Origin of the sequence: Stenotrophomonas sp. PD6 (genome assembly GCF_049199305.1) — a bacterium.
Lineage (GTDB): Bacteria > Pseudomonadota > Gammaproteobacteria > Xanthomonadales > Xanthomonadaceae > Stenotrophomonas.
The window spans coordinates 20,702-34,210 of record NZ_JBLZQD010000001.1; the positions used below are offsets into that span (position 1 = coordinate 20,702).

The 13,509-nt window shown below is 68.1% G+C and carries 12 protein-coding genes; 8 read left to right on the forward strand and 4 right to left on the reverse strand.

Translation table 11 applies throughout. The annotated features are described in order from the left end of the window. Nucleotides 1-38 precede the first annotated feature (38 nt). Entirely contained in the window at nt 39-311 is a 273-nt protein-coding gene (locus ACOZHM_RS00100; protein ID WP_421566865.1) for a hypothetical protein, read from the forward strand. Here the strand turns inward: ACOZHM_RS00100 and ACOZHM_RS00105 are convergent. From ACOZHM_RS00105 to ACOZHM_RS00120, 4 genes are all read right to left on the reverse strand, one after another. Beyond that, nucleotides 235-2,619, reverse strand: coding sequence for an ATP-binding protein (locus ACOZHM_RS00105; RefSeq protein WP_421566867.1), 2,385 nt, complete (start codon nt 2,617-2,619; stop codon nt 235-237). The two genes, ACOZHM_RS00100 and ACOZHM_RS00105, sit on opposite strands and share 77 nt — an antisense overlap. Further along, nucleotides 2,616-3,218 (reverse strand): response regulator, encoded by a 603-nt coding sequence (locus ACOZHM_RS00110; protein ID WP_421566869.1) that lies wholly within the window; start codon nt 3,216-3,218, stop codon nt 2,616-2,618. The genes ACOZHM_RS00105 and ACOZHM_RS00110 overlap by 4 nt, the downstream gene beginning before the upstream one ends. 201 nt (nt 3,219-3,419) lie before the next feature. Beyond that, nucleotides 3,420-4,301 (reverse strand): LysR substrate-binding domain-containing protein, encoded by an 882-nt coding sequence (locus ACOZHM_RS00115; RefSeq protein WP_421566871.1) that lies wholly within the window; start codon nt 4,299-4,301, stop codon nt 3,420-3,422. A 68-nt stretch (nt 4,302-4,369) separates the two neighbouring features. Next, entirely contained in the window at nt 4,370-5,350 is a 981-nt protein-coding gene (locus tag ACOZHM_RS00120) for a helix-turn-helix transcriptional regulator (RefSeq protein WP_421566872.1), read from the reverse strand. A gap of 119 nt (nt 5,351-5,469) precedes the next feature. Between ACOZHM_RS00120 and ACOZHM_RS00125 the strand changes: the two genes are divergently transcribed. The 7 genes from ACOZHM_RS00125 to ACOZHM_RS00155 all read left to right on the forward strand — a co-directional run bounded on the left by ACOZHM_RS00125 (nt 5,470) and on the right by ACOZHM_RS00155 (nt 13,371). Further along, a complete protein-coding gene (locus ACOZHM_RS00125) occupies nt 5,470-6,075 on the forward strand; it encodes a glutathione S-transferase family protein (RefSeq protein ID WP_421566874.1) in 606 nt (201 codons plus the stop codon). A 113-nt stretch (nt 6,076-6,188) separates the two neighbouring features. Further along, nucleotides 6,189-7,625, forward strand: coding sequence for an amidohydrolase family protein (locus ACOZHM_RS00130; protein WP_421566876.1), 1,437 nt, complete (start codon nt 6,189-6,191; stop codon nt 7,623-7,625). A 228-nt stretch (nt 7,626-7,853) separates the two neighbouring features. Next, entirely contained in the window at nt 7,854-8,642 is a 789-nt protein-coding gene (locus tag ACOZHM_RS00135) for a CS1 fimbrial subunit B flags: Precursor (protein ID WP_421566878.1), read from the forward strand. Nucleotides 8,643-8,644: 2 nt separating this feature from the next. Then, a complete protein-coding gene (locus tag ACOZHM_RS00140; protein ID WP_421566880.1) occupies nt 8,645-9,139 on the forward strand; it encodes a CS1 type fimbrial major subunit in 495 nt (164 codons plus the stop codon). A 91-nt stretch (nt 9,140-9,230) separates the two neighbouring features. Further along, on the forward strand, nt 9,231-11,771 hold the full coding sequence (locus ACOZHM_RS00145) for a CS1-pili formation C-terminal domain-containing protein (protein ID WP_421566882.1): 2,541 nt from the start codon (nt 9,231-9,233) through the stop codon (nt 11,769-11,771). Further along, nucleotides 11,768-13,006 (forward strand): hypothetical protein, encoded by a 1,239-nt coding sequence (locus ACOZHM_RS00150; RefSeq protein ID WP_421566884.1) that lies wholly within the window; start codon nt 11,768-11,770, stop codon nt 13,004-13,006. The genes ACOZHM_RS00145 and ACOZHM_RS00150 overlap by 4 nt, the downstream gene beginning before the upstream one ends. A gap of 185 nt (nt 13,007-13,191) precedes the next feature. Beyond that, nucleotides 13,192-13,371 (forward strand): hypothetical protein, encoded by a 180-nt coding sequence (locus tag ACOZHM_RS00155; protein WP_421566886.1) that lies wholly within the window; start codon nt 13,192-13,194, stop codon nt 13,369-13,371. Nucleotides 13,372-13,509: the final 138 nt, after the last annotated feature.

The window sequence follows — 13,509 nt, forward strand, 5'->3', positions numbered from 1 at the left end:
ATTGTTCCGGCCCCCGTTTTGCGTTCCCCCCGTCTGTCATGCGTGATGAAGAAGACCCCGGCACCCTGGAGCTGATGCTGCCGCGCAAGCGCGGTCGGCCGCCCACGTTCGGCTACGCCATGACCGATGCGCAGCGTGCGGCCCGCTACCGTAAGCGGCGCGCGGGCCAGACCGGCAAGGCGGATGTGCGTACCTGCAGCGACATGGTGCTGCTGGACAAGATCCGTGCGGCGATCAGTGGAAAGGATCCGGAGTTGACCGGGTTTCTGGTGCATGTGCTGTGGCAGCGGTATCCGTTGCAGCTGAAGTAACCTCGCCACGCACCATCAGCGCCACCGCCGGACGCAGGTAGCCCAGCAGGCGCTCGGCCTCCTGCCAGTCGCTCGGGCGGTCCAATTCGAGTTCGTACAGGTCACCGGCGATCGCCGCCAGCGCAGGCTGTCCCAGCATGCGCAGAATGCCGGCCAGGCGATGCGCATGGTGGCGCAGGGTCTCGGCGGCCTGTTGTCGCAGGGCGTCGTGCAGGGCGGTCTGCTCCTCCTGCAGCGACTGCAGGAACTGCAGCCACATGGGATCCGCGCCGGGCTCGGCACCGATGGCCGCCGTCGACACGGCCGGTGCGGTGTCGTCCACCCGTAACACCTCCAGCAACTGGCGGGTATCGAGCGGCTTGCACAGTACGGCATCCATGCCGCAGGCGCGGCAGCGTTCCACATGGGCGGTCGAGTCGTTGGCCGACAACGCAATCAGCAGGGCCGGGATCGCGCCGCGCTGCTGCTCCAGTTGGCGCAGCAGCACCGCCAGCTCGTAGCCGCTCATGTCGTCCAGCACGCAGTCCAGCAGCACGACGCCGCACGGCTCGCTGGCCTGGCTGCGCAGCGCGGTGGCGCCGTCGGCGCAGCTGGTGACCGACGCACCGAGCGCCGCCAGGTGGCGGCTGACCATGCTGCGATTGAGTGCATGGTCTTCCACCAGCAGCAGGGTGCGCCCGGCCAGCGGCTGCCCCGCCGGGCGGGCGCCGGCACCTTCAATGACGACGGGCATGCATGCCTCGAAACAGCTGCCCTGACCCGGTGCGCTGCGCAGCGTGATCTGCCCGCCGAGGGCGCGGACCAGATCCGCGCAGATCGACAGCCCCAGGCCGGCCCCGCCCGCGTGTCGCGAATGCGAGCCATGCGCCTGCGCGAACGGCTTGAATACCGTGTCCTGGTGTTCGCTGGCGATGCCGATCCCGGAGTCGCGCACCGCCACCCGCAGGTGCGCGCTGTTCGTGCCCAGCTGCAGGCCGACACTGACCTCGATGTACCCCTGGTCGGTGAACTTCAGCGCATTGCCGAGCAGGTTGCTCACCACCTGGCGCAGGGCATCGCCGTCGATCCATACCCGTGGCATCGGGTCGGTGGTCTGCTTGAGCACCAGCACCAGACCCTTGCCTTCCGCCGCCGGACGCACGACCGACAGGCACTCGCGGGCCAGCTGCCGCACGTCTTCCCAGCCCGGGGTGGGGTGGTACTGGCCCGCGGCCAGGCGCGAATAATCCAGCGCGTGGCCCAGCAGGTGGCGCAGTCCGTTGCCAGCCGCGCGCGCGGCGTTCACCAGTTGCCGCTGGCCCTGGTCGAGCCCGGAGTGGTGGAGCAGGTCCACCGAGGTCACCAATGCCTGCGCGGCATTGCGCACCTCATGGCTCATCATGGCAATGAACTGGGCCTGCTGGCGCTCGCTGCGCCGGGCTGACTGCTGCGCGCGCCGCAACCAGAATCCGGCCACCAGCAGCGCCGCCAGGATCACACCCATCGCCAGCAGTTCCCAGCCGAAATGCCGCGAGAGCACCGCAAGCGACGGCCCGCTGAGATACGTCGCCTTGGTCCAGCGCTGCATCAGCACGGCGTGTTCCTGCGGGCTGATCGAACGCATGGCCTGGTGGATCTGTTCCAGCAGCGGCCGGTCCTGGTGGCGCACGACCAGGTGCAGGCTGCCCGGCAGGGTGCTGGGGCCGCCGTGCAGCAGCAGGCTGTCGCCGTGGTCGCGGCGGACCAGGGGCCGCATCGCCACGTCCAGCCCCACGGCCACGTCCACCACGCCGGTTTCCACCGCCGCAAGCGCCTCGCGCAGGGTCGGCAGCGCCACCACCTGCAGGTGCGGGTAGTAGGCCGCCATCCATTCATCGTGGCGGCTGCCGCGGACCACGGCCACCCGGCGCAGGTCGGCCAGATCCGGCGGGTTGGGCACGGTGTGGCGGCTGGCCAGCAGGGTCTGCCCCCGGTAGTAGGCGGGCGAGGTCGCCAGCGCGGCGCAGGGCGCATTGTCGAGCGGGCCCAGCAGCAGCATCAGGTCGGCACGCCCATCGCACAGGTCCTGCAATGCGGCCTGGGTGGACTCCACCTGCCGCTCGCGGAACTGCAGGCCGGTCTGCTCCGCGACCAGTGCCGAGTAGCCGCTGATGAGGTTGGAATCGCGCGCGGCGCGGCTTTCGGTGGCCAGCAGGCGGTGCTGTGAGGGATCGGTCGCCACCCGGACCACCCGCGGGGTCGGTGCTGCTGCCGTGGTCGCCGCCGGTGGCAGTACGGCGGCCAGCATCACCAGCAGCGTGCTGGCGCGCGCCCAGTCGCTTCGACTCACAGAACCGCCAGTTGATGGCGCAGGGTAAACAGGTCGCGATCGGTGCGCAGGCCCAGCTTGCGGAACGCCGCGTGCTTCTGCGTGCTGATGGTCTTGATGCTGCGGTGCCGTTTCAGCGCGATGTCGGTGACGGTCATCCCGCTCAGGCACATCTGCAGCACTTCGCGTTCGCTCGGCGACAGGCGATGGGCTTCGTGTTCGTCGCGGTAGTTGATCGGCAGGTGGATGTGGCCCGCCGCGACACGGCTCACCGCCCGGGCCAGTGCCTCCAGCGACTCGCCCTTGGACACCACGCCGGCGGCACCTGCGGCGATGGTGTTGGAGATCATTACGTGATGCACATTGGCCGAAAACATCAGCAGCTTCACGCGGGGGAACCGGCGGCGCAGCAGACGCAGCAGTTCCATGCCCTGCAGGTCGCCCTCGGCCAGCGCGTAGTCGATCACGGCCACGTCCACCGTGTGCTGCATGAGGGTGTTGATCAGCGCCCGGCTGCGGGCGTGGTTGCCCACCACCTGCAGGCGCGCATCGGTGGCAAGGTGCATGACGCTGCCGCGCCGGACGACATCATGGTCGTCCAGCAGGGCGATCTTCAGCACCGGTGGGCGGACCGGTCCGAGCAGGGGGCCTGGAGGGCGTGGAGACAAAGTAGGCACGCAGTCATGGGGTCTGCGCCATTCTCTCCGGTTCGCCGTGCGCGGAAGATGCCCTGACGTCAGATTAGGACTATTCCTATAACCGGGACGAGAGACGCGTCACTCTCTGAGGTCGCTGACACGCGCCGGTTGCCGTGGCGCGGGTCAGCGCCGCTCGCGGTGGAGCAGGCGCATGAACTGTGACGCCAGTTCAAGTACCAGCGGTTCGGCGTTGCTTCGATGCAGCATCGCGATCTCGATGCTGTCTATCGGTGGCAGGCCTTGGCGCGCGGTCAGGGCGCGATGCTCGCGGGTCATGGCGCGGGCCGGCAGCAGGCTGATGCCCATGCCGTCGGCCACCGCGCCCTGGATGCCGCTGAGGCTGGAACTGGTGAAGCTGATCCGCCAGCGGCGGCCCATGCCTTCGACGGCGGCGATCAGCTCGTCGCGGTACAGGCCGCGCGGCGGGAAGGTCACCAGCGGCACCGGGTCCAGGCCGATGCAGGGGGTGCGGGCGCTGTCCACCCAGCGCATCGGCTCGGGCCAGCACGCCACACCCTGGCGGCTGTTGCGGCGCTGCTTGACCAGCACCAGGTCCAGTTCGCCATGGTCGTAGGCCGCGGCAAGGTCGCGGCTGAGGCCGCTGGTCACTTCCAGCTTCACCTGGGGATGGCGGCGGTTGAAGCGCCCCAGCAGCTCGCTGGTGCGTGCGTTGACGAAATCCTCCGGCACGCCCAGGCGCACGGTCACCGCGACGGTGGCGCCGGCCAATGCTTCGCGCATCTGGTCGTTGAGCGACAGCATCTGCCGCGCGATGCCGAGCAGGGTCTGGCCGGCGTCGGTCGGATGCACGTCGCGGTTGCCGCGTACCAGCAGCGGCCGGCCGGCAATGGCTTCCAGTCGCCGGATCTTCTGGCTGATGGTGGACTGGGTGGAATGCAGGCGCGCCGCGGCAGTGGTGAAGCTGCCGCAGTCGGCCACCATCACCATTGCACGCAGCAGATCCAGCTCGAACAGCGTGCGATTGGTATTGCCACTGGTGGGCATTGCAGTATCCGGAAAACGAATGCTGACCGTTGTAGCACGCGCCCATGCGCGCGACAAAATCCCTCGGTTCAATCGGCAACGGCCGCCTCGGCGCGTGCCAGGCTGCGCCCCAATCGCGCGCCCGCATCGCGCATCATCACGTGCAGGGCCGGCGGCCCCAGAATCTCGAATTCCAGTTCCAATGCCAGCAGCCAGTACACCACGGCCCCCTGCGGATGGCCGCCACACCGCAACAGGCAACGCTGTGCGTCCACCACCTCCAGCAGCCCCGCCGAACTCGGCATGCGCTCGCGCACCGTCTCGATCGGGGCGTGCAGGATCACGCGCGCCTCGTCACCGTAAGGGCCGAGCGACAGCGACTGGCTCACGAATGCACGCAGGTCGCCATTGGCCGGCGAGGGGCGGGGGCGGAAGTGCGCGCCCACCTCGGGCGTGCTGGTCATGCGGTCGATGCGGAAGGTGCGCCAATCCACCCGCAGCGTGTCCCACGCCACCAGATACCAGCGGCGTTCGGCATGCACCACGCCCTGCGGCTCCACCTGCCGGTGGCTGGGCTGCCCCTGGCGGTCGGCGTAGTCGAAACGCAGCTGCAGCTGGTCGCGGCACGCGTTGGCCAGCGTGGCCAGCAGCCGGGCGTCTACCAGCGGCCCGCCCTGGTCGATCGGCAGGATCGCGGTGCGCAGTGCATCCAGCCGTTTCCGCAGCCGCGCGGGCATCACCTGCTCCAGCTTCACCAGCGCGGTGATGGCGGTCTGCTCGATGCCGCTGATGGTGCCGCTCACCGCCATGCGCAGTGCGAGTGCGGCGGCCAACGCCTCTTCGTCGTCCAGCAGCAGCGGCGGCAATGCGCGCCCGGCGCGGAACGCGTAGCCGCCGGCCACGCCGCTGCTGGCCTGGATCGGGTAACCGAGTTCGCGCAGGCGTTCGATGTCCCGGCGCAGCGTGCGCGGGTGCACGCCGATGTCGGTGGCCAGCGTGTTGCCGGGCCAGTGTGGTCGGGATTGCAGCAGCGAGAGCAGCCGCAGCAGGCGGGCAGAGGTGGTGAGCATGGGTGCAGGGTCGCGCCTGTCGAGGACAGGATCTGTCCGCAATGGTGGCTAGCCTGTGTCCACGGTGCAAGGCCCCCGGCGGCGCACCTTTCCACACCGACAACCACAAGGAGTTCCACATGTCCGTCGTCTTTTACTGGCACCCGATGTCCAGCGCCACCCCCGTCGCCTGCGCACTGGCCGAGCTGGGTGTTCCCCACGACCGGGTGAGGATCGACATCCGCAACGGCGAGCAGCGCACGCCGGAATACCTGGCCATCAATCCCAACGGCAAGGTGCCGTGCCTGGTGGTGGACGGCACGCCCATCTTCGAAGGCCTGGCCATCCATCTGTGGCTGGGCGAGCGCTTCGGGGTTGCCCGCGGGCTATGGCCGGCGGCCGACACACCGGAGCGTCTGCAGGCGATGTCGTGGTGTGCGTGGGCCTACGTGACCTACATGGCCGTGATCGGCCGACTGCGCCTGGCGACCGCCGATGAAACGCTAAGTGACGCGCGGCACGCCGCAGCGGCGGCTGCGGACGCCAAGGGCCTGCTGGATGTACTTGAGGGGCGCCTGGCTGGCCGGGCGTGGATGCTGGGTACGGAGTACTCGCTGGTCGATCTGGTGGTTGCGCAGGTGGTCGGCTACGGCACCTACGTCGGGGCCGGGGTCGAGGGGCATCCCGCCGTCGCGGCCTGGCTGGCGCAGGTGCAGGCCAGGCCGGCCATGCAGGGCGAGGTGTGACATGCATTTGAATAATGAATGCAGTACATGATGAAATTTAACTGGTGAATGCCAACCGCCGCACCGTAAGGTGCGGTGGTCTTTCCTGTTCTGCGGTTGCCATGAAATCCATCGTGCTTTCCACCGTCCCACTGCTGCTTGCGCTGGCGCCCGTCGCCCTGGCTGCCGAGCAGGCCGACCTGATCATCCGCCATGCCACCGTGGTCGACGTCGAACATGCCACCACGCACGCCGACCAGGCGGTGGTGGTGCGTGGCAACGACATTGTGGCGGTCGGCGAGGACCGGGTGATTGCGAAGGCGTGGAGCGCGTCTCAGCGCATCGATGGCAAGGGCCGCTTCCTGATTCCGGGCCTGTGGGACATGCACGTGCACTTCGGCGGCGGCCCGGAGCTGATCGAGGAAAACAAGGCGCTGCTGCCGCTGTACATCGCGCACGGCATCACCAGCATCCGCGACTGCTCCGGCGACCTGCCCGAGCAGGTGCTGCAATGGCGCGGCGAGATCGCCGACGGCACGCTTGAGGGCCCGCAGCTGTTCAGTTCCGGCGCGAAGATCGAAGGCATCAAACCGGTCTGGAAGGGCACGATGGAAGTCGGCAGCCAGGCGGACCTGGATGCGGCGCTGGCGCGCCTGAAGCGCGACCGGGTGGACTTCGTCAAGATCACCGACAGCACCCTGTCGCCGGCGTTGTTCCTGTCGGCGGTACGCGGCGCGCGCGAGAATGGCCTGCGCGCGTCCGGGCACATTCCGATGGCGCTGACGGTGCAGCAGGCAGTGGATGCGGGCATCAGCTCGATCGAGCACCTGGACTACGCCTACAAGGCGGGGGTGAAGGACGAGGCCGCCATCGCGGCGGATTTTGCCGCCAAGCGGATCGACCGCGCCGAGGCCAATCGGCGGCTGGACGCCGGCTTCGACCACGACACGGCGATGAATGCCTATCGTGGCTTCGCCGCCAAGGGCGTGTACGTCACACCCACCCTCAACGGCGGCCGCATCCTCGACTTCCTCGACCAGGACAGCCATGCGCAGGATCCGTACCTGGCCTACATCGGCCCGAAGCTGCAGGCGACCTATGCCTGGCGGGTGGAGCGTGCGGCCAAGGCAACGCCGGAACAGATCGCCGCACGGCACCAGAACTACCACCAGGTGGCGGCCGTGCTGCCGATGCTGCAGCAGGCCGGCGTGACGATCATGGCCGGCACCGATGCGGGGTTTCTCAATTCGTACAACTATCCCGGTATCGGGCTGCATGACGAGCTCAGCCTGTTCGTCAAGGAAGGCCTGACGCCGGCGCAGGCGCTGTCGGCGGCAACCCGTGCGGGTCCGGCATGGTTCGGCACGCTGGACCGCTACGGCGGCATCGCCGAGGGCAGGGCGGCCGACCTGGTGTTGCTGGACGCCAACCCGCTGCAGGACATCCAGGCAACGCGCGCGATCAACACCGTGGTGCTGCGCGGCCAGGTATACGACCGCAAGGCGCTGGATGCGCTGCTTTCGCAGACGCGCGCCAAGGTGGCCGCGTGGCAGGCGGCCACGACGAAGTAGATGGCCGTAGTGCATCGCATCGATTGAACAGGACGCCCCGCATTGCGGGGCGTTTTCATTTGTAGCCGGCGCGGCGATCCGAATGCGGATGGCCGCAATTTGTTGCAGTGACCATTGAAGCGAATTGCATTCGGTGGCTCCAGACGTGGGCGTATGTTCGCAGTCCTCGGCGACGGGCCGGTGCGATGCGCCGGACGCAGCGCCGCCGTCCCGTCGTGGAGTCCTGCAATGAAGTGTCTTCTGCTGCTTTCAGCGGCCGTTCTTCTTCCCGCCGTATGCAGTGCCGCCGCGCCGTCGATCCACGTCGGCGCCATGTACGAATACGCAGCGCCCGGCACGCGGGCGCTGCTCAAGCGCGTTCGAAACACAGGTGAGGCCACGGCGTTCGTACGTGTGCAGATCGCGGAAGTGCGCTACGCCGCAGACGGCACGTTTCAGGAAGTGCCTGTCGATACGGCCGCCTCGGGTGCGGCCGCAGGCCTGATCGCCAGCCCCTCGCGCCTGATCGTGCCGGCGCAGGGGCAGCAGGCCACCCGCCTGCTCGTGCAGGGCGACCGGAGCGCGGAGCGCTACTACCGCGTGCGCTTCGTTCCCGTGCTGCCGCGTTCCGAAGACGAGTTCGCCTTGACCGATGCGCAGCGCGACGACTACCGCAAGGAATTGTCGGCCGGCGTCAACGTGCTGACCGGGTACGGCGTGTTCGTGATCGTGCATCCCGATCAGGCGCATTACAGCGTGCAGACCGAGACCCGCGACGGGCACGTGAAGCTGCGCAATGCCGGCAACACCACCGTGGTGCTCGACGACGTGCGTCAGTGCAGTGCGACGGCCAAGGCGGCCGGGTGCTCGCCAGCGCGAAAGATCCACCTGTTGCCGCAGCGTACCGAACGCTTCACGCGGCATGCGGACCAGGTGTACCGCTTCCAGATCATTGAGGGGGATGCCCGCAAGGACGTCCTGCTCAGCCCCCTGGCTCCCTCCGGAGCCGATTCCACCCTCGGAGATGTACTGCAATGACCTTGAAAACCACCCTTCTGGCCGCCGCTGCCGCCTTGATGCTCACCCCGGGTGCCGCGATCGCCGCCACCGAGCAGTTTCCGCTGCAGGTCACCGTGGAAGCGGTTGTGCCGTCGGCCACCGGCCTGCAGATCTCGCCGGTCGGTGACTGGGCCGGCCAGACCCAGAGCATGCGCTGGAACATTGCCACCCAGCGCCTCGACCCGATCCAGCAGCAGGTCGACATGAAGAGCGGGTTGGGCGCGATCACTGCCTACCTCACCACCGACGCCATGCTGACCAGCGCCGGCAATGCGATCGACCTGACGGTCAATGTGGCCGGCCAGGCGCTGCAGGTCGGTGCCAGCAATGCCGTGGAAGTGGCCACCCCGGTCGAAGCCGCCGCCAGCAAGCGCGCGGCCGTGACCATCGTCGCCGCTGACGCCGATGCGGGCGGTTACGCGCACGGCACCTACCAGGGCAACGTTTTCATGATGTTCGAAAGCGGCACGCCGTAAGCGCGCACAGCGGCTGACAGTGCCACGGCAGCGCCTGCTGCCCCCGGAGGGGCGCCCGCGCGCCCCTCTCTTCATGCAGAGGAATGTTCACTTGCCGCGTCTGCTTCCCCTCGCCAGCGCCGTCATGCTCCAGTGCGCCAGCGCCGCCGTGCTGGCCGCGCCTGCCGCGCTGGAAAGCCTCACCCTGCTTGACCAGGCGGGCGGCTTGCCGGATGACTTTCGTGATCACTTCTTCGACGTACCGCTCGTGGTACGTGTCGAACGCGATGGCCGGTATCTCGGCGATGCCCGGGCCGTGCTCTCGCGCAGCAATACCCTGTCGCTGTTGGAATTCACCGACAGCCACGGCAGCGACCAGCCCGCCGGCGAGCGCGAGCGCTGGCTGAAGGTACTGGCGACGCCACATGCGTTGGGTGCCTGTAGGCAGGCCTGTGAGCAGGGTCTGGTTCGGCTGCACTACAGTCTCGAGAACTCGCTGTTGTCCCTCGCCACCGACACCGGCGGCCGGGCCGTGGCCGAGGTGCGCCACCATGCGCTGCCCGAAGGCGGAAGCCGCGGCCTCATCCTGCGCCACCAGCTCAATGCGTATGCGGGCGAGGGCATCGACGCGGCGGGCCGCTACGCGGTCGACGCGCTGGGCAGCCTGGGCGGGTGGACCCTGGTGGGCAACTACCAGGTGGACCGCGGTAGCGACGCAGGCGCCGAGCTGCGTCACTCCCTGCAGAACGTGTATGCGCAGCGCGAACTGCGTGACCACTTCCTGCGCGTCGGCTACTTCCTGCCGAATTTCCAGGGTGTGACCCGGCAGCCGCGCGGCGCCGGGTCTGTCAGTCGTACCGCGGTGGGCATGATGGCCGGTTCCTCCGACAGCCTTGCACGGGATTCCCGTACGCCCAGCCTGTATCCGGTCTACGTGACTGCCAATCGCGAGGGCAGCGTGGAGGTGTTCCGCGACGGCAGCCTGATCCTGACCCAGCCGCTGCAGCCTGGCCTGCAGCAGCTCGACACCCGGCGGCTGCCGGGCGGCATCTACGAGGTGGAGCTCCGGGTGATGGAAGACGGCCGCGAGAGCGCGCGCGAGACCACCGTGATCCACAAGCCGGGCAACTGGCGCGATCCGAGCCGACGCTGGCGGTACAGCGCATACGCCGGCCTGCAGCACACCCTGCTGGACGGAATTGGCGATCCGGGTGCGGGCGGCGTCGCCGCAGGTGGCATCCTCAACTACCTTGCCCATCCGCGTGCGGTGGTCGGACTGTCCGGGCAGCATCTGGAGGGGGCGCGTTCGTTTGCCGGCTCGGTCGACTGGCAGATCGATGGCAGGTCGAACCTCTACACCAATGCGTACACGGGGGGCCATGGCAGCGGGGTGGACCTGCAGGGAGTGTGGCGCTATCGCCATGGCAACGCGATCGTCTCGCACAATCGCAGCTGGCAGGAGCGTCGGCGGCCCGGCGACGACACGCTTCTGCCGATGCCGCCAGGCGCGCCGCCGCCGAAGACCCGCTCGGGTTGGTTGCGGACAAGTGCGCTGGGCATCAACCATCGGCTGAGCGACAGCAGCCATCTCGCGGCACGCATCTCGCATCACACGGGTATCAGCGAGGGCGTTGGCGTGGACCTCTCGTTCAGCCGCCGCCAGCGCCTGTTCGGCAGCGATGCCAGTTGGCGTGCCTCCGTGTTCGACCGCCCGGCCAACGCGAGCAGCGGCATGCAACGCAACCGGGGAATCGACTTCACCCTGAATATCGCGCTTGGCCGCGAGGGGCGTCGGTACACCGGCAGCCTCGGCAGTCGTGGCACCACCGATGGTGGGCGCACCCTGTACGCCAGCGCGGGCGCGCAGCAAAGCCATGCGCGCGGCCTGCTGCGCAGCGTGGCCGGCCAAGCCACGCTCGACAGCGACGGGTTGGGATTCAGCTCAACCACGCTGTTCGAGCACCCGGCATTGCGAGGCGACGTGCATGCGCAGCGATCCTCGCTGGGCGGCACCCTGAGTGGTGGCCTGAATCTCGACAGCACCCTGGCCATCGGCGGGGGCAGGCTGGCCATGGCCGGCGGGGGGCAGGTGGGCGGCGTCGATACCGGGATGATCGTGGACGTCAGTTCGGAGCTCGTCGGTGTCGCCCTGCGCGCGTACGACACGCGCGGGGGCGCTTACCCGCTGCTGCCGGGGCGCAACTTCCTCCCGGTCTCCGCCTACCGTAGCGGGGCACTGCAGCTCGACTTCGAGGGGCGGGAGGCGCCCGCCGCGACGATCCAGCCCACGACGCTGGACTACCACCTCAACAAGGGCGGAGTCGCCTACGGCACGGTCGAGGTGCTGCAGACCTTCACCGTTATGGGGCACCTAAGGGATGCGGCGGGTCAGCCATTGGCGGGGGCGCACGTGATCAACCACGCCGGACGCAGCGTTGCCGAGGCCGATGGGTTCTTTGCGCTGGAGATGAGTGCGCGGCAGCCGACCCTGGAGGTGCGCCACCCGCGCGTGGCCACGTGCAGCTTCGAGCTCGACGGCACCACCACGCGCCCGCAGGGTGATACGTGGCTGGCCGGCATCCTGCAGTGCCCACCGTCCCCGACCACCGTGCAGCGCGGCCTGGCCGCACCGGCTGCTGGAGCAACACCATGATCCGTCACCTATGTTCAACCGTCGCGCGACATCGCCTGCAGTTCGGGCTGGGAGTGCTGGCCCTGCTTGCCGGCCTCGCCAGTGCGCAGGCGGCCGACATCTACATCACGGCCGACTTCAAGCCTGACATCGACAACTCGAACCAGCGCGAGTTCGTCAATACCACCCCGTGGTCCGGTGTGTGCGTGGGCACCCACCAGGCGGCGTGCATCAACAACAACTGGTGGAGTATCGATACGAAGGTCCGCGGCACCAAGCAGGGGATCCGCGAGGCAACCTACGGCCCGAACGGTTTCTACATCGGCATGCCCGCGCCACGCACGGTACGCGTCACCTCGGAGGATGGGCTGCACACGTTCGACCTCGGCTTCAACATCATCGGCGCGGCGATGCGGTTGGTGGACGCGGACGGTGACGGACCCCGCGAGCCGGCCTCGTCGGGGAATCCCAGCAACTGCGACCTGGGGCTGAAGAATACCAGCGCCCTCAATCGCACCGTCATGCGCATGTTCCTGCGCCGCGACGGTGGGGACGGTGTCGTGGCCTGTGCACTGCACTGGATTTCCACCAACAACTATCTGATCACCGAGTTCGACTTCACCTACAAGCTGACCACGCCGGCGCCGCTGGCGATGCGCAGTGGGCTGTACACCGGCATGACGACGTTTCGCGTGGGCGGCACCGGCGAGGGCGCGGATTTCGATCTTGGCAACGGCGTGGCACTGGACGACAACCTGGTGAACGTCCACTTCCGGCTCGATGTGGAGCACGCCTTCCAGCTCGACCTTCCGCCCGGCAGCGATCGCGCCGTGCTCGCGCCGAAGAGCGGGTGGACCCAGTGGAGCGATCACGGCATCGTGCCGACGCGGCTGGAACGCGAGCTGCCGTTCGCGCTGAGCAGTTCGGGGCAGTTCAGCGTGTCGCTGCAGTGCCAGCATCCGCTTGCGGACGGGCGTTGCGCGATTCGCAACATGACGGTGGATGCCGAGGATGCGCCGTTGGATATCCGGCTCACGCTGCCGGGGTTCCACGATGCGGTGACCGGGGCGGATGCGCTGGGGGTGGCATTGACCACGACCATGGTCCCGCCCGTGCTGACCGCGGATGCATTCGTCATTCGCCGTCCCTCGCGTCTGCACTTCGCGGTCAACGGCGAGGCAGTCACCACCATGTTGGCGCATCCGGGCAGTCATTACCGGGGTGATGTCACCGTGATCTTCGACGCCACGCCATGATCACGCTCGCCCGCATGTCCACGCTGCGACAGTGATGTGACGACAGCAAGCCAGGTAATGAACTGTTTACCGACATGTGTGAGGTGTCTATGCGCTGGTCGCTTGAACGCACGCTGCGGTAACGCGGCGTTGCCTAGTGTGGGTTCACCGGCATCACTCTCGACGCCGAACATTCGGAGACAGTCATGGGTAACCAGCAGAATCCGCAGCAGGGCCAGCAGAATCCGCAGCAAGGCCAGCAGAACCAGCAGAACCAGAAAGACCAGCAGGGCGACAAGCAGCGGCAGGGCCAGCAGCAACAGCAGGACGCTGACCAGAAGCGCGAGCGCAACCAGCAGGGCGGCCAGCAGGAAGAAGAAGAATAAGCTCCTGCCAAGATGGAATAACCAACGTCCGGCCCGTGGCCGGACGTTTCGTTTGTGGGAGGTGGTGGCGTGGCCGCTGGCGTATCATTCGGCTCCCTGTGGCGCGCCTCTGGCGTCGCCGTCCGCAAAGGAATGTTG